Raw genomic sequence first — 17594 nt, forward strand, 5'->3', positions numbered from 1 at the left:
GCAAGTGTGAAATCCATTTTATTACCAAATGATGAAGATGCTCGGTAATTGACAAAAGATGACGCCTAAATTGTGTCAATGCGATGACCAGCCTGGGTCATCGCATCTGAGGGCATAAGTATAAAAGAAGGGCCGCAAAACAGACACCCTTCTTTATATACAGTGTTACTTTAACTGTGCTGACTAGAAGGTGATTTTAACTTTGGCCGCCAGATAGCGTCCCGGCATTGTATATTGAGACAAGCTGGTGTCGGCAGCACTGCCAGCAACCCGCTCGTAATTGACGTATTCCTTATCCAGCAAATTAAAGACCCCCACATTGAGTTGCCAGCTGTGCCACTGATAATCTGCAAACACATCAACCGTGGCCCAGCCAGCGGTTTTAATTGCAGTATCAGAGGGGACTTTGTCCATATGACTGGCAGCACGCAACGCCGTTGTCAGCGACCACTGCTCAGATTCATAACGCGCTTTAACAAAGCCATTAAGCGGGCTCAACGATTCTATGTAGTCATCGGTCTGTGAATTTTTACCATGCAGGTAGGTCAGGCCACTGTCGATAGCAAGCTGGTCGCTCAGCCACAGGGTCATATTGGCTTCAACCCCTTTGATTTTTACTTCTTCAATATTCTGGTACTGAAACACCTGTTTGCTGACATTGGGAATAAAGGTCGGCTCAGTGCGTACCAGCTGGTTGGCAATAAAGTCATCAAAAGTCGAATGGAATACGGCAAGGGAGAACTGACTACTATCGAAATTGCCTTTTAAGCCCAGCTCTATGCTGTCACTGTATTCCGGATCCAGGTCTGAATTTGGGATGATCTGGTAGAAAGGCTCAACACCGTGGCTTTGATAAGCCTGATCGTGGGGCGGGATCTTAAACCCACGGGCATACTGACCCACCAGGCTGAGATTCTGGGACAAGCTGTATACCACGCCCAGTTTAGGCGACAAAGCCGTTGCATCAATTTTTTCAAAGACCCCGTCGGTGTACAACGCACTTTGCTTAGGGTCCATCTGATAACTGTCCAGTCGCAAGCCTGCATTTACGCTCAAGGTATCGGGCAGCAGCGTCACGTTATCCTGGACAAATAGTCCAATCAGCCTTGTATCCGCGCCGGGGAACGCTTTTTGTGGCTCATGATCTTTAACCAATGTGCCTTGCAGGTTGCGCCGTGACTTATAACGCGGGCGTTGCGTGTCATATTGGTCGAAATCAGCCCCATACACGAGTTGGTGCGCGACATCGCCAACGGTTAACTGTTTGTCCAATACCAATCTGGTACCGACAATCTGCTGCTCAAAGCGATAGTCATTGGTATCAACGTAAGGGCCTGAGCGGTCAGCACCTGCACGAGTTTGGTCGCTGCGCTGCTCGTAATCGCTGAAGTATACCTGGGCCTCCAGATTATCGTACAAGGTGGTTGCCGCGCTGCTATTATAGAGTACAGACACTGACAGGCTGTCGTTTTCTTCCTTTGTTTCGTGGCTCTGAGCTGCCAGTACCTGCTCGGTTTCCTGCGTGTAATAATCTAAAGTGGTTAGCAGGCTGGACTGCGCCCCCAGGGTCAGCTCACCTTTGAGTACCGCAGCCGTAGAGGTGTAGTCCGCCTCAGGCAAGGTTTCATCATAATTCTGTGTCTGGCCGCCATCTCGGCGCGTTAACTGGACCGATGCAGCATGCTCGCCAAGGCGCTTTGCAAACACGCCGCTGAGACTTTGCTCATCACTGGCACCGTGATAACCGGCGCTGAGGTGCGCATAGCTGGCAGCATCCGCCAGATAATCAGACGGCGATTTAGTGGCTATCACGACGATACCGCCGAGTGCATCAGAGCCATAAAGTGAAGATGCAGCCCCCTTCGCGACTTCGATTTGCCTGACACCCTCTAAGTCCAGATAACCACGGCCGATTAACAAGCCCTGACCACCTTCGTAGGCATCATTGAGTCGACGACCATCTTTAATATACACAACCCGGTTACCGCCAATGCCGCGCACAGTGATCGCCTGTGCATTACCCGCGCTGCCCTGTGTGGTAATCCCGGTTTGATAACGAAATGCCGAGGCCAGGTCGATACTGACTTCCTGCTCCAGAGCCTGCTCGGTCACCACACTGACGCTGCCAGCGACATCCGACAGCTTCTGCTCGACCCGTGAAGCACTGACCACAATCACGTCTGCCGACTTTTCAAATTCATCGGCCTTCACATCGGTCGCACCAAAAAGTGCCGCTACTACACCAAGCGCAATACTGCTGTGCTTTAAAGTCATTAGAAACCTCATTCGGGAATTAAACAGAACTATTTTGCTGAGCACTATAATGTTCCTAAAACTCATTTGCAAATGATAATGGTTTGCATTTTTATATTTATGTAGATTTATCTATTCCCATTACGTAGAATCATCACCAGACCGGGGCCGCGCTATCAGGCTGACTGTTTTGACGGATTAATAAACTGTAAGCAAATACGCGGACCCACTTGTAACAATTGATTTTAACGGGATAAAAAATGCAAAAACTTGTGTTTCTGATTGTGCTAGCAGTGCTCAGCAACCCAATACTCGCAGCTCAGCGTATCGTCATCGCCGGGGGCTCCTTAACGGATATCGTCTTCGCTTTGGGGGGCGGGAAAGACGTTGTGGCGGTTGATACCTCCAGTACCTCGCCGCTGCAAGCAACTCAATTGCCCAAGGTTGGCTACTACCGGGATCTGGCAGCTGAGGGGGTGCTCTCACAACATCCCGAGCTGATCCTGGCCTTACAAGGCAGTGGCAGGCCCGAAGTCTTAACCCAGCTGCGCAGCACAGGCGTTACACTGAACCTGTACGATAAGCCGACCAATATTAACGAACTCTTTAACCTGATAGGTCAGCTGGGCCGGGATCTGAACCGCCAAAGCCAGGCACAAGGTCTTATTGCCCGTCTGAAGCAAACCTTGCCCGCCAAAGCGCCACCGTCGTCGCTCAGTGCCCTGTTTATTCTTTCTGCGGGCGATCGCGGTGTTACCGTGGCGGGCCCTGAAACTGTGCCTGATCTCCTGTTTGGCTACACAGGGATCCGTAATCTGGCAACGGCACCCGGCTACAAACCCTTCAATCGCGAGGCCATGCTGGTCAGTGCGCCCGATTTTCTGGTGGCGCCCAGCCATGTTGTGTATAGCCTGGGCGGCCCTGAGCAGTTTTGTCAGCAAAGTGCCCTGGCATTACTGCCGGCCGCGCAGCAGTGCCGACTGCTGGTCATGGACTCTCTGCTGTCAATGGGCATGACCTCTCGATTGCCCGAGGCCATTGCTCAGCTTGCAGCCTATCGGGAACAATCCGCGCTATGACACCCACACTTGCTATTCTGACAGCCCGTCATCACCATATCTGGTTGTGGCTGAGCGCTGCCATGGTAATTGTGCTCGCCTGGTTATCTCTGAGTAGTGGCCCGGTTGGCTGGGACTGGCGCATGCCTCTGGTTGCCATATTGCCCGACGCTTTTGTTCAGGACATCAGCCAGCTGCATGTGACTGTGGTAACCCAGATCCGCTTACCCAGGCTGCTGCTGGCACTGTTGGTGGGCTGTGTACTGGCCTGCAGTGGTGCTGCCAGTCAGGCATTGTGTCGCAACCCATTGGCGGACCCAAGCCTGATGGGCGTAACCGGTGGCGCGGCCGTTGCAGCCATAGCCGTGATTGCACTGTCGCCCAAGGTTACCTTTATTAATGAAACCATGGTCGCACCAGCTGCGTTTCTGGGTGCTCTGGCGATCACCTCTTTATTGTACCGGATTGCCAGTCACCAGGGTCAGGTCCAGATCACGGTATTGCTGCTTGCCGGAGTGGCCATCAATGCCGTGGCCATGGCCCTGATCGGACTGTTTAGCTTTTTTGCCGACGATACCTCGCTGCGCCTGATGACCTACTGGCAGATGGGCGCACTGGCCGGTGCGAGCTGGCCCGCGATGCAATATGGTGCGCCGCTGATCCTCATCTGTATCGCCATGCTGTTTATGCGTCGTAAACAGATCAACGCTTTGATGCTCGGTGAGCGCGATGCCAGACACCTGGGCGTTAACGTCAGGCGACTGAAAAATGAAGTCATATTTTTGATAGCGCTGGGTGTAGGTGGCGCCGTTGCTATGTCGGGCATGATAGGCTTTGTTGGCCTGCTGGTTCCGCATCTGGCACGCCTGCTGGTCGGCCCCGATCTGCGCCGTATGCTGCCTTTGAGTATGTTACTTGGCTGTGTGGTATTGCTCACGGCCGACTGGCTGGCACGTCTGGTTGTTGCCCCTTCAGAGCTACCCATTGGTGTGATCACCGCCCTGTTCGGCAGTCCGTTTTTTGTCTATTTGCTGATCCAACAAAAACGAGGTGCACATGCTTGAATGTCGTAACCTGACGGTGACCCGCGGCGCCAAGCCGGTACTGACTGAGGTGTCATTGACGCTAAAAGCTGGTCAGTTTATTGTCTTACTGGGTGAAAATGGTGCCGGTAAGTCGACCCTGCTGAGCGCGATTTGCGATGATATTCCTTATCATGGCGAGATCGTATGGCGCGGCGCACCACTCAATACGCTGGACCCGCTAACGCTGGCCACACAGCGGGCCGTGCTGTTGCAGCACAATCGGGTCAACTTTGCCTTTAATACCACCGAGCTTATCGCCATGGGCCGCTACCCTTATCAGGAAAGCCCCAGGGAACAAGCCGCCGTGGTGGATCAACTCATCACCCAGCTGGCACTTGAACAGCTCGCCAGACGTGCGGTTACGCAACTGTCTGGCGGCGAATTTCAGCGCGCTCAGTTTGCTCGTTGCCTGGCCCAGCTAAATGCACACGACCCGGGTACCCGAAACAAACTGATGTTACTGGATGAGCCGACTTCGGCACTGGATCTGCACCACCAGCATCGGGTACTCAGTGCCGCGCAACGCTTTGCCCGTCAGGGCAATACGGTTATTGCCGTGTTACATGATTTAAATCTCGCGTCGCTTTATGCCGACCGGATCCTCTTGCTGGATCAGGGTCAGATCCGCAGCGATGGCCCGCCGCAAGATGTCCTCAGACGCGATATATTGCAACCCATTTACCAAACAGGCATGCAGATTAACCTGCATCCCGGATATAATATACCTATGATATTCTCAGAACCGCTAACAGGAGCTCCCAATGCGTGAACAAGCTGTTTTTGAAGCGCGCCAGCTACTCAGACATTCGACCGTCTGTGTGATGTCCACACTCTCTAAAAACCTGGCCGGTTACCCGTTTGGCTCGGTCACGCCGTTTATGAGTGACGACCAGGGTCGGCTGATTTTTTACATTGCAGGCATTGCACAGCATTCACGCAACCTGACAGCCGACAGCAGAGTGTGCGCGACCATATTTGATGCGGCGCAAAGCGGCGATCAGAACGAGCATGCCCGCGTCACCATAGTCGGCGACGCCACCCCGGTGCCGGATGAAGAAGCAACCGAGTTGCTGCTACGCTATGAGCGTCACTTTCCTGAGGCCATCAGCTACCGCCAGGCGCACGATTTCAAACTGTGGCGTATGGAAATAAAACGCGTGCGTTATATCGCCGGCTTTGGCCAGATATTCTGGCTGGAGGCAGAGGAATGGGCACAGCCTGCTGCAAACTGGGATTTAGCCAGCGAAGCGCATATGGTGGCACACATGAATGACGACCATCAGGATGCCAATCAGCTGATCCTCAAGCTGGTGCATCATGTTGATGCTGCAGAGGTGGCGATGACGACGATCCTCACTGAAGGCTGCTATTTCAGAGCCAATGACAAGTCTTATTACGTGCCCTTCGACACGCGCTGTGAAGATGCGACGGCAGTGCGTAAAGCACTGGTACGCCTTACCAAAGCCGCCCGCGCACAGTTTGCTGAAGCCGCAGAAAGCTAACCATTAAAAAAGGACAGAGTGATTTGCATCAGTCTGTCCTTTTCTCGATTTTGAGTCTGAATTAAAACTTCGGACCGCCACCACCGAACATGCCCGGCGGCATCATGCCTTTCATGTTCTTCATCATTTTCATCATGCCGCCCTTACCCTTCATCTTTTTCATCATTTTCTGCATCTGGGTAAACTGCTTGAGCAGTTTATTGATATCCTGTACCTGAGTACCTGAACCGGCCGCAATCCGCTTCTTACGTGAGCCTTTAATGACTTCCGGGCGCGCGCGCTCGTGCGGTGTCATGGAGTTAATGATGGCTTCCATCTGGTTAAACGTCTTGTCGTTTACCTGACCTTTCACTGCATCCGGCAGGTTTGACATACCAGGCAATTTATCCAGCATGGACATCATGCCGCCCATGTTTTTCATCTGGCGTAGTTGTTCAGCAAAGTCTTCGAGCGTGAAGCCATCGCCTTTAAAGACTTTCTCAGCCACTTTAGCCGCTTTGTCTTTATCAACCTTAGACTCCACTTCTTCGATCAATGACAGCACGTCACCCATGCCGAGAATACGTGACGCAACACGATCCGGGTGGAATGGCTCCAGTGCATCAGTACGCTCGCCCACACCGATGAACTTAATGGGTTTACCTGTGATATGACGAATAGACAAAGCCGCACCACCGCGGGCATCACCGTCTGTTTTGGTCAGGATCACACCGGTCAGCGGCAGCGCTTCGTCGAATGCTTTCGCCGTATTCGCAGCATCCTGACCCGTCATGGAGTCGACCACAAACAGGGTTTCAATCGGTGAAATGGCTGCATGGAGATCTTTGATCTCGCCCATCATCTCGTTATCGACGTGCAAACGACCGGCAGTATCCACCAGCACCACATCAATGAACTTTTTCTTCGCGTGTGAAATCGCATTCGTTGCGATGTCTACCGGCTTTTGCGAAATATCACTGGGGAAGAACTCAACGTCTACTTCTGTGGCCAGTGTTTCCAGCTGTTTAATAGCCGCCGGACGGTAGACGTCGGCACTGACCACCAGCACAGATTTTTTCTTACGCTCTTTTAAGAACTTAGCAAGCTTACCCACACTGGTGGTTTTACCCGCACCTTGCAGACCAGCCATCATAACAACCGCAGGTGGTTGCGCTGCCAGGTTCAGCTCTTCGTTGGCCTCCCCCATGGCTTTTTCAAGTTCTTCTCGTACGATCTTGATGAAAACCTGACCCGGGCTCAGGCTCTTAGTCACTTCAACACCAACCGCACGCTCTTTAACCTGCTTCACAAAGTCTCTGACGACGGGCAAAGCCACGTCCGCTTCGAGCAGTGCCATACGCACTTCACGGAGCGTTTCTTTAATATTGTCTTCGGTTAGTCGGCCGCGGCCGCTGATGTTTTTAAGCGTTTTTCCTAAGCGTTCTTGGAGGTTCTCAAACATTTATCGCTTCCAGTATGTCGTAATTGCCCAGCATTATACTGATATGCGCGTCACTAATACAGTATTCAAGTCAGTAAAGAAACTTTTTCGCTGCCCCTATGCAAGAACCCGTGCTTAAAATACAATAGCCTACAAAAGGAGCATGTAAGTAGAAAGCCATTCATGTTGATCATCAGTTTATCTTTGTTTGCCAGTCTGTTTTATGTACTTGCCACAGGGCACGTACTGTCACGCCTTTTCCATAAAGAAGGCCCGAGTCAGAAGCTGACCATTATTTTCAGCACAGTGGCGATACTCAGCCATATGCTGGTGCTGGTAAACTCTGTGTTTACTCAGGATGGACAGGACCTAAGTACCATCAATGTCGCACTGCTTACCTGCTGGGTCATAGTCGTATCGGTGACGACAGTTTCCTTAAAGTTTCCAGCCACCTTGTTATTGCCTGTAGTCTATGGGTTCGCCGCGATACTGCTGGTTGCCAGCTTGTTTGTGCCACATCACATCGTCATGAAGTCACTGGACGTGGACATTGGCCTGGTGGTGCATATTTCGCTCTCTTTGCTGGCTTATTGCGTGCTTATCATCGCCACGCTTTACGCCGTGCAGTTTTACTTCATTGACCGCCGCCTGAAAGAAAAAGATCTGGCCATTATGCACAGCCATTTGCCGCCATTGATGCAGGTTGAATCACAGCTCTATCAGCTACTGACTGTCGGTACCGGCCTGTTAACCCTGGCGCTGCTCTCTGGCTTTGTGTTCCTCGAAGGCATGTTTGCCAAAGAGTTTTTACACAAAACCGTGTTGTCACTGGTTGCCTGGTGTATGTTCAGTGCCGTCACCATTGGCCACCACCAGTTTGGCTGGCGGGGTAAGCCCGTGGTATTCGCAGTGTTAGGGGCATCAGCTATCGTCACCCTGGCCTATTTCGGCAGTCGCTTTGTTCAGGAAGTGATCTTAGGTAAGTTTTAATCTAAGTTTTAGCTTAAGTTCATGGTTTTTGACTTGACTCTGAATTCTGGCTAACGCTTAATACTCCTTCGTAAGCAAAAAAGGGATCCTCTGTTGGACGACATATCAACCAGCGCCTTGTTTATTATTCTTGGCGTGCTTGTTCTGCTCTCGGGTTATTTTTCCAGTTCGGAAACCGGGATCATGTCTATCAATCGCTACCGACTGCGCCACTTGGTCAAAGAAAAACACAAGTCGGCACAACGCGTAGACGAACTTCTGAAGCGCCCAGACCGCTTAATTGGTCTGATCCTCATCGGTAATAACCTGGTTAACATTGCAGCCTCTGCGGTTGCTACTGTCTTGGGGATGCGCCTTTTAGGTGATGCCGGTATCGTGGTCGCTACCTTTGCACTGACGCTGGTCATTCTGATCTTCGCAGAAGTGACCCCCAAAACACTGGCCGCTCTGTATCCGGAGAAAATCGCGTTTCCCAGCTCTGTGATTCTTAAACTGCTGTTAAAAATACTCTTCCCTGTGGTCTTCACGGTGAACTGGATCACCAATGGCATGCTAAAGCTGATTGGTGTATCACCGGAGCAAATAGAAGAACACAGCCTGAGTAAAGAAGAACTTAAAACAGTCCTGAATGAATCCGGTGCTATGTTGCCAACCAATCACCAGGATATGATGACCTCCATCCTGGATTTAGATCATGTCACGGTTGAGGATATTATGATCCCACGCAGTGAGATCAATGCCATCGACATTAATGATGACTGGAAAGACATTTCGAAGCAGTTGACCAATGCACAGCACACCCGGGTACTGCTGTATCGGGATCAGATTGATGATGCCGTTGGTTTTATCCATTCGCGCGACGCCTTACGCCTGCTGACCAAAGAGCAGTTTGATAAGCCTTCACTGCTGCGTGCGGTACGTGAAATTTACTATATTCCAGAAAGCACCTCGCTCAATACTCAGCTTCTGAAGTTTCAGCAGAATAAAGAGCGTATTGGCCTGGTGGTTGATGAATATGGTGATATCCAGGGTCTGGTCACACTGGAAGACATTTTGGAAGAAGTGGTTGGCGACTTTACTACGACCAAGACACCAGCGCCAAGCGATGAAGTCGACGTTCAGAACGACGGCTCCGTGGTGGTTGATGGTGGTGCAAACGTGCGCGACCTCAATAAGGAGATGCGCTGGCATCTGCCAACAGAGGGGCCTAAAACCCTGAGTGGTCTGATTGTTGAGTACCTTGAGGATATTCCGCAAACTCAGCTGGGTCTGAAAATTGCTGGCTACCCAATGGAAGTGGTCGAAATAAAAGAAAATATGATCAAGGTAGTGAAGGTATACCCCCACAAGAAAAAGAAGTCTGTCAAATCTCACTAATAAAAAAGGCCGCAATTGCGGCTTTTTTATTTGGTCATGAGAACAAACGCTCGAACCAGTTCTTATCCAAATCTGCTTCACAACGTTTCAGCTGAGCGCCATAACGAGACGCCCGATGCTTCACTTTATTGGCTACTTTCATCAGCCATTTTTTCTTTTTATAGGTACCACGACGGTAGCCCCCCCAGCCTTCGTGGTAATTCAGATATTGCGCATAGGCATCCCATTTTGAAACGCCATTGATTTTATGCGTTTTATACACAAACCACCCCATGAAATCGATGGCGTCTTCAAAGTCGTCTCTGTCTGCACCTGAATTGCCCGTTTCACGAATATAGTCACTCCAGGTCGGTGTTTTAGCCTGAGAGTAACCATAGGCACTGCTGGCGCGGCCGATGGGAATGACCCATAAAAAGTACTCCATCGGCGGGGCGGCATCGTGCCTGAATGAGCTCTCCTGATACATCATGCTCATCAGCACATGTTTAGGTGATCCCCACTTTTCTTGTGCATCTTTTGCATCAAAGTACCAGTCGTCTTTTTCTTCAAAAATCTTACAAATATCATTCGGTTGCTTCGGAGGTGCCGTGGCACAACCGGTTAGCGCAGCCAACAAAGGTAATAAAATTATTTTTTTTCTCATTTTTTTATGAACTCGTTGAACTTTTCTAAATTGTGCCGGTCTCACTTAATGAATGCAGCAGTTTAGCATTGTTTCATCCCTGAAATTTATTTGCGCAGCCTCTCGGCTGCGTTTTTTTATGCCCGGGAAAAATAGTCCCGCAAAAACTCACTAAAAGACGCCCTATCCGCGGCAACCACACCCTGTTCATCCGCAAATGACTGTGCCCGCATCGCATCCAGTTCAGCAGCCTGGAAAGCCTGATACTCATTCGCAGCATGATACTGCTTGTAGCGCTCTGCCAATGACAAAGCCAGCTGACCACTGTCTTTGTCTTGCCCGGTAAGCTGCGTAATAATACGGCCAGATGTAGTCAGCTGTGGCTGAGTTACCCAGGCATGAAGCTTTTTGATCACCGGTGTATAGCGCAGTGTGCCGTGCGCTTCATCCATTAGTGCAGCAACCTCTTCCAATTGCGTAAAGATTTCCTGGCCCCATTGCTGCAAAGAACAAGTCTCAGCGCCGCGCTGCAACATCACCTGTGGATTGCGTCCTTCATTTATCACTTGCTGCAAGTTGATATCACAGGTTTTTTGCTCCTCCCAGCTCAGCGCAGGGGAGTCTTTCAATAAACAGTAGCTGAGGAAGACATCCAAAAATAAGATCTGGTCCAGATCTATGCCGGTTTCACTGAAGGGATTCACGTCCAGCGCCCGGATCTCAACATATTCAATACCACCACGGCTCAATGCCTGAGTAGGCGTCTCGCCAGAGCGCCCATTACGCTTTGGCCGGATAGGTGAATAGAATTCATTTTCGATCTGCAGAATATTCTTGTTTAGCTGTTTCGGCGTTTCATGCTGATAATCCGGAATATGGTGATACAGATCCGAGCGGCAGCGGATGGCATTTTGTAAACCTGTAATATATTCATCCAGACTATTATAAGTCACCCGCAGTGATGACTGAGCACTGTTGGTATAGCCTAGGTCTCCCAATCTCAGCGCAGTACCGTGTTCGAGGTAGAGGGTCCCTTTACCTAGCTGCTTAAAGGGTAACTGACTATTTTTGCCCTGCAAAAAGGAACTGCACAAGGCCGGGGATGCACCAAACAAGTAACTAATTAACCACAGCTCACGCTTGAAGTTACGGATAAGTCCAAGATATTGCGCAGAAATAAAATCCTGCAACGGACGCGTATCCTGCTCCAGCTGCTGCAAACTCTGCCACAAGCTGTCCGGAAACGAAATATTGAAATGCACACCTGCTATGGCCTGCATCATGCTGCCGTAACGGTTTTTAAGTCCTTCACGGTACAAGGTTTTCATTCGACCTATATTAGATTGGCCAAACTGAGCCAGCACGATATCGTCTTCGTGTTGAATGTAACATGGCATACTCATAGGCCATAATAGTTCATCACCCATCTGGCTCAGCGTATACTTTTGCAAGTCTCTCAGCTGAGCGAGCGTTTCCTCGGGAGACTCACTCACCGGCGTGATAAATTCCAGTAAAGATTCAGAAAAATCAGTGGTGATCGCACCATGGGTCAACGCATGACCAGCCCCGTGTGGATGGGGTGTTTTTGCTATCTCTCCGGATGGCTTAATCCTCAGCGCTTCCCGTTCTATCCCGCGTTTAATACCACACAATGAGTGTAAGTGTGCCGGTGTTGCAAGCGCTTTTAACTTGCCTTGTAAATTTAATTGTTTCAAAAACTAATACCTCGAGGCCCGGTGCTCAGTAGCACTCAATGCTACTGTCAATTGGGGCAAATTACGAATACTCAAGCGGTAATGATCACTTTGCCACAATGAGCGCCCTGTTCAAGGTACTCATGGGCCTGCTGAATATCGCTTAATTCAAATTGCTGACTAACCGCGACTTTTAATTGCCCGCTCTGGACTGCCTCATACAATTGGGCCAGTTGTGTCTGGTTTGCTTCGACCAACAGACCGCGTCCGCAAACCTGTTGCTCACGAGCAACCGCTAATATCTGCTCTTTAGTCACAGTCGGAATAGTCACTAACTCTGAACCAGGCAGCAAGTTTTTTGTCATCTGAAGCCCAAGCGTACCGCCCACCAGATCGATCAGGATCCCGCCACGCGGCTGTGCCAGATAATCCGTAGGCGTGATCGCCCGCATGCCCAGGGCCGCGAACAATTCATGCTCCGTACGACGGCTAACCGGGATCACCTCAAAACCACGTAACCGACCGATTTGAAGCAATAAATGACCAACGCCGCCGGTTGCGGCATTGATGTAAACAGGCCGGTTGTCAGGCTCAAAATCAGCCAGCGCCTGCCATGCCGTTAACCCTGCCAAACACAGACCGGATAAACTCACATCTGCTTTCTGGTCGACCTTAATTAACTCTCTGGCGGCAGCATAGACGTGCGTGGCGTAACACCCCGGATGAGCGGCAAAGCCAACCATGCCAATCACAGTATCGCCAGGCTGTAAGCGCGTTACATCGTCACCGACTTGCACGACTTCTCCGAGCACATCATAACCAAGAGGCAAAAAGGCATCCGGCAGTTTACCTGCGGCAACATAACCCAGGCCGCTGCGTGTTTTAATGTCGATGGGATTGACAGATGTTGACATGACCCTGAGCAACACCTGCTGGGTATCGGGCGGGGTTAGCGGTAACGTCTGAACACACAGTTCAGTGCTAGCACCAAATTGAAAAATGCCATACTGGCGAAAGTACTTTTCCATGGAAGATGCAGGTTTAAGTGCTGATAAGGAACTCTAACATATCACGGAAAAACCCCCAACCTCAGCACGTTGAATTTAGGTATGAGACGGGACAGCGCTGCGCTGCCCCGTTGTTGCTGTGTTTAGCGAGTAAATACGATGTCATCGCCGCTGACATCCACCTTAATCACATCACCGGCGTCAAAGTCGCCCTGTAAGAGCTGCTGAGCCAGCGGATTTTCAATGTAATGTTGCACCGCCCGTTTGAGAGGCCGCGCACCATATACCGGATCGAAACCACTGGCGGCAATTTTATCCAATGCCGCATCGCTCAGCTCAAACCCAAAGCCTTTGTCGTGTAAACGCTGACGTAACTTAGCCAGCTGAATGTCGGCGATTTGCTTAATGTGCTCGTTGATAAGCGGATGGAACACCACAGTTTCATCAATCCGGTTAATGAATTCCGGCCTGAACTGGGTGACCAGCACGTCCATCACCCGCTGCTTTAGCGTTGCATAGTCATTACTGCCCGCCTGCTCCTGGATCACGTCAGAACCCAGGTTAGAGGTCATGATAATCACCGCGTTTTTAAAATCAACGGTACGACCCTGACCATCCGTCAGACGCCCGTCGTCGAGTACCTGCAGCAAAATATTAAACACATCCGGATGGGCTTTTTCTACTTCATCAAGCAGGATCACAGAATAAGGACGACGGCGCACCGCCTCGGTAAGGTAACCGCCCTCTTCATACCCGACGTAACCTGGCGGCGCGCCCACCAGACGAGCCACCGAGTGTTTCTCCATAAACTCCGACATATCAATGCGCACCATGGCATCTTCCGTGTCAAACATAAAGCCTGCCAGCGCTTTGGTCAGCTCGGTTTTACCGACTCCGGTTGGTCCGAGAAACAAGAATGAACCAATCGGCCGGTTCGGATCGGCCAGACCCGCGCGCGAGCGACGAATGGCATTGGCCACCGCACTGACGGCCTCGTCCTGACCAATGACCTTTTTGTGCAGCTCGTCTTCCATCTGCAGCAGCTTATCTCGCTCGCCTTGCAACATTTTTGCCACCGGGATCCCGGTCCAGCGCGATAAAATTTCTGCAATCTCATCCTCGCCAACCTGATTTTTCAGCAGGCTCATTTCCTGCATTTCGGCCTGAGAGGCCAGATCCAGTTTGCGCTCCAGCTCAGGGATACGACCATATTGCAGCTCCGACATACGTTGCAAATCGCTTGCACGGCGCGCCACTTCCAGGTCAAGCCGTGCCTGCTCCAGTTCAGCCTTGATCACCTGAGTGCCCTGCAAGGACGCTTTCTCGGCGTTCCAGACTTCATCGAGCTCGCGGTATTCCGTTTCGAGCTGCTGGATCAGCGCCTGCATTTCAGTGCGGCGTTTCTGGCTGGCCTCATCTTTTTCTTTTGCCAGCGCATTGTCCTCAAGCTTGAGCTGGATAATCCGCCGTTCCAGTTTATCCAGTTGTTCCGGCTTAGAATCGATTTGCAGTCGAATTGAGGAACCCGCTTCGTCGATCAGGTCAATGGCTTTATCGGGTAGTTGTCTGTCACTGATATAACGATGCGACAACTGAGCTGCAGCGACAATAGCGGGATCGGTAATGTCCACAGAATGATGCAGCTCATAGCGCTCTTTTAAGCCACGCAGAATGGCAATGGTGTCTTCCACACTGGGCTCTGCCACAAAGACCTTCTGGAAGCGTCGCTCCAGTGCGGCGTCTTTTTCAATATACTGGCGATACTCATCCAGCGTGGTCGCACCCACACAGTGCAACTCACCACGTGCCAGTGCAGGCTTGAGCATATTCCCGGCATCCATGGCGCCGTCGCTCTTACCTGCCCCGACCATAGTATGGATCTCATCGATAAACAGGATCACCCGGCCTTCCTCTTTGCCAAGCTCATTCAGGACCGACTTCAGTCGCTCTTCAAACTCACCGCGATATTTGGCACCAGCGACCAGGGCCCCCAGGTCCAGCGACAGCACACGCTTATCTTTGAGCCCCTCAGGCACCTCACCATTGATGATGCGTTGCGCCAGGCCTTCAACTATGGCGGTTTTACCCACCCCCGGCTCACCAATTAAAACCGGATTGTTTTTGGTTCGACGCTGCAGAACCTGTACCGTACGGCGAATTTCATCGTCACGCCCGATGACCGGATCCAGCTTGCCCTGTTCAGCCCGCTCGGTGAGATCTATGGTGTACTTTTCCAGTGCCTGACGGGTATCTTCGGCATTCGGGTCATCGACTTTTTGCCCCCCCCGGATGGCTTTTATGGCCTTTTCAATTTTGTCCTGAGTGATATTTAACGAGCGGAAAATGTCACCCAGCGGCCCCTTATCTTCACAGGCGGCAAATACAAATAACTCGCTGGAGATGTATTTATCTTTACGCTTTTGCGCATATTTATCACATAAGTTGATAAGAGAGATGAGGTTATTCGACAGTTGTACATCTCCACCCACCCCTTCTACCTTGAACAGCTTTTCAATGGCCTGAGAAAGTTTGGTGTTGAGTTCATCGGCACTCACACCGGCCTGCGCAAACAGCGCACGGACACTGGAACCACTTTGTTGTAACAGTGCGTACATGAGATGCACAGGTTCAATGAACTGATGGTCACGACCTAATGCGAGAGACTGCGCATCAGACAGCGCCGCTTGAAATTTACTGGTAAACCTATCTATTCGCATACCCGAAATAACCTTATAAATAACTTAGTTACCTATAAAATGGGTATCAGAAGGAGTTTGATCAAGGTGCAGATGACAAAAGAGCGAGATTTATTTGCGCCAAATCAAAGAGGCCATGCGCCCACAGCGACCATCGCGGCGATAAGAAAAGAAATGCTGAGGATGGGACACTGTACACTGCGCATGCTCAGACACAGATTGCACACCAAGTTGCGTCAATTGCTGTGTTGCCAGGGCGTAAATATCAGCCAGATAGCGACCCGTTTCTTGTGCTTTGAAGGCATTCTGATGTGCCTGATGACGGGCGACAAACTGACAGCGTACTTCTCCACCCACCTCAAATGCCTGAGGACCGATAGCCGGACCCAGCCAGGCATGTATCCGGGACCTGGGGGCGTTGAAGTGGGCAATGGTCCTGGTAAGAATATCCGCCGCCAACGGACGCCAGCCACAATGTACAGCGGCGACCTCCTGGCCATCGTCACTGGCCAGCAGCACAGGCAGACAGTCGGCTGTCATAATTGCCAGCGCAAATTGGCGGGAGCGAGTAAAGATAGCATCGGCCTGCGGCGTATGAGTAATATCGTACTTTTCTTCTGCCAGGATCACGGTATTGCCGTGTACCTGTTCAAGCCAGACGATTGGCACCGGGACCTGAGCCTGTAACTGTGCTCTGTTGTGTGCAACAGCTTGTGGATTGTCTCCAACATGACAGGCCAGATTGAAACCATTAAAGGGGGCCGCCGAAACGCCCCCCTGACGCGTTGTCGACAAGGCGCCGACAACCTCCTTTAATGGCCAATCCGGATGCAGCATATTAGTAATCTATCTGTGGATTAAGCTTAAAGTCTTCACGCAATGCGGCTGTAAGTTTTTGCATGTCTTCCGGGATAGGTGCTTCCCAGGTCATGATTTCGCCACTCACCGGGTGGGCTATGCGCAGCTTGACGGCATGCAGTGCCTGACGCTTAAAGCCGCGCAAGGTGTCGAGAAACTCCGGCGATGCATTGCGCGGTGGGCAAGGACGCCCCCCGTAAAGCTGATCACCAATCAGCGGGTGCTTAAGATACGCCATGTGAACACGGATCTGGTGCGTACGACCCGTTTCAAGACGTAAACGCAGGCGTGTATGTGCGCGGAATTTTTCCGCAACCCGGTAATGCGTAATTGCCGGTTTACCCATTTCATGGATGGCCATGTGGGTACGCTTTGTGGCATGACGGCCAATGGGCTTTTCTACCACGCCACCCGCTGTCATGGTGCCATTACAGATGGCTTCGTATTCACGGGTAAAGTTCTCACGTGCCTGCAGGTTTTTTACCAAATGTGTTTGTGCGACTATGGTTTTGGCCACCACCATTAATCCGGTGGTGTCTTTATCAAGACGGTGTACTATGCCGGCACGCGGGACATTAATGATCTCCGGATGATGGTGTAACAGGGCATTGAGCACGGTCCCATTTGGGTTACCGGCACCTGGGTGTACCACCAGGCCCATAGGCTTATTGATCACCAGGATGTCATTGTCCTCATAAACGATGTCTAACGCGATGTCTTGCGCTTCGTATTCCCGCTCCGCCTCAATTTGCGTTTCCACCGCAACGACTTCACCACCCAGCAATTTTTCCTTAGGGATCGCCAGAATATCGCCATTGACAGTGACTTTTTCATCCAGGATCCAGGTTTTTATTCGAGAACGTGAAAAATCGGGGAACAATTGCGCCAAAATCTGGTCTAGACGTTTACCGCCCAGTTCCACTGGCACATCGGCTTGTAGAGAAATTTGCTCAGACATGTGTAACTTTACCTAAAATACCAGTGCAAGCCATGCTCGACTGGGTTAGAATCGCATAAATGCATAGTTTACTC

Annotated in this window: 14 protein-coding genes; 6 read left to right on the forward strand and 8 right to left on the reverse strand. The window is 51.0% G+C overall.

Annotated elements, in window-relative coordinates; translation table 11 throughout:
• Positions 1-183: 183 nt before the first annotated feature.
• The gene (locus tag MHN33_RS02170; protein ID WP_239394132.1) at positions 184-2274 is read right to left on the reverse strand and encodes a TonB-dependent hemoglobin/transferrin/lactoferrin family receptor; all 2091 of its coding nucleotides are present in this window, start codon (positions 2272-2274) and stop codon (positions 184-186) included.
• A 239-nt stretch (positions 2275-2513) separates the two neighbouring features.
• On the opposite strand from MHN33_RS02170, the gene MHN33_RS02175 reads away from it, so the two are divergent.
• From MHN33_RS02175 to MHN33_RS02190, 4 genes are read left to right on the forward strand one after another with little or no spacing between them, the layout of a single operon-like run.
• Positions 2514-3332 carry an ABC transporter substrate-binding protein gene (locus MHN33_RS02175; protein WP_239394142.1) on the forward strand — a complete coding sequence of 273 codons (819 nt, stop codon included), beginning with the start codon at positions 2514-2516 and terminating at the stop codon, positions 3330-3332.
• Entirely contained in the window at positions 3329-4375 is a 1047-nt protein-coding gene (locus MHN33_RS02180; RefSeq protein WP_239394144.1) for an iron ABC transporter permease, read from the forward strand. Before MHN33_RS02175 ends, MHN33_RS02180 begins: the two co-directional genes overlap by 4 nt.
• A complete protein-coding gene (locus MHN33_RS02185; protein ID WP_239394154.1) occupies positions 4368-5165 on the forward strand; it encodes a heme ABC transporter ATP-binding protein in 798 nt (265 codons plus the stop codon). The genes MHN33_RS02180 and MHN33_RS02185 overlap by 8 nt, the downstream gene beginning before the upstream one ends.
• The gene (locus tag MHN33_RS02190; protein ID WP_239394166.1) at positions 5158-5898 is read left to right on the forward strand and encodes a DUF2470 domain-containing protein; all 741 of its coding nucleotides are present in this window, start codon (positions 5158-5160) and stop codon (positions 5896-5898) included. Before MHN33_RS02185 ends, MHN33_RS02190 begins: the two co-directional genes overlap by 8 nt.
• 61 nt (positions 5899-5959) lie before the next feature.
• Here the strand turns inward: MHN33_RS02190 and ffh are convergent, their stop codons facing one another.
• Complete coding sequence (gene ffh, locus MHN33_RS02195) at positions 5960-7339, reverse strand: signal recognition particle protein (protein WP_046006663.1); 1380 nt, start codon at positions 7337-7339, stop codon at positions 5960-5962.
• Positions 7340-7501: 162 nt separating this feature from the next.
• Here ffh and ccsA point away from each other — a divergent pair, with 162 nt between their 5' ends.
• Together ccsA and MHN33_RS02205 are read left to right on the forward strand one after the other, a co-directional pair.
• A complete protein-coding gene (ccsA, locus tag MHN33_RS02200) occupies positions 7502-8308 on the forward strand; it encodes a cytochrome c biogenesis protein CcsA (protein ID WP_239394177.1) in 807 nt (268 codons plus the stop codon).
• Positions 8309-8401: 93 nt separating this feature from the next.
• Positions 8402-9685: a CNNM domain-containing protein gene (locus MHN33_RS02205; RefSeq protein ID WP_239394188.1), complete on the forward strand. Its 1284-nt coding sequence runs from the start codon at positions 8402-8404 to the stop codon at positions 9683-9685.
• Between the two features lie 34 nt (positions 9686-9719).
• On the opposite strand, the gene MHN33_RS02210 is transcribed toward MHN33_RS02205, so the two are convergent.
• The 6 genes from MHN33_RS02210 to rluD all read right to left on the reverse strand — a co-directional run bounded on the left by MHN33_RS02210 (position 9720) and on the right by rluD (position 17520).
• Positions 9720-10328 carry a lipoprotein gene (locus MHN33_RS02210; protein ID WP_046006689.1) on the reverse strand — a complete coding sequence of 203 codons (609 nt, stop codon included), beginning with the start codon at positions 10326-10328 and terminating at the stop codon, positions 9720-9722.
• Between the two features lie 116 nt (positions 10329-10444).
• Complete coding sequence (gene gshA, locus MHN33_RS02215; protein WP_239394190.1) at positions 10445-12022, reverse strand: glutamate--cysteine ligase; 1578 nt, start codon at positions 12020-12022, stop codon at positions 10445-10447.
• Positions 12023-12093: 71 nt separating this feature from the next.
• Entirely contained in the window at positions 12094-13029 is a 936-nt protein-coding gene (locus MHN33_RS02220) for an NADP-dependent oxidoreductase (protein WP_239394192.1), read from the reverse strand.
• A 122-nt stretch (positions 13030-13151) separates the two neighbouring features.
• The gene (clpB, locus tag MHN33_RS02225; protein ID WP_239394194.1) at positions 13152-15725 is read right to left on the reverse strand and encodes an ATP-dependent chaperone ClpB; all 2574 of its coding nucleotides are present in this window, start codon (positions 15723-15725) and stop codon (positions 13152-13154) included.
• A gap of 90 nt (positions 15726-15815) precedes the next feature.
• Entirely contained in the window at positions 15816-16541 is a 726-nt protein-coding gene (gene pgeF / locus MHN33_RS02230; RefSeq protein WP_239394205.1) for a peptidoglycan editing factor PgeF, read from the reverse strand.
• A gap of 1 nt (position 16542) precedes the next feature.
• A complete protein-coding gene (gene rluD / locus MHN33_RS02235) occupies positions 16543-17520 on the reverse strand; it encodes a 23S rRNA pseudouridine(1911/1915/1917) synthase RluD (RefSeq protein WP_239394207.1) in 978 nt (325 codons plus the stop codon).
• Positions 17521-17594 lie beyond the last annotated feature (74 nt).

The sequence above is a fragment of the Pseudoalteromonas sp. OOF1S-7 genome, assembly GCF_022347765.1.
Classification (GTDB): Bacteria; Pseudomonadota; Gammaproteobacteria; order Enterobacterales; family Alteromonadaceae; genus Pseudoalteromonas.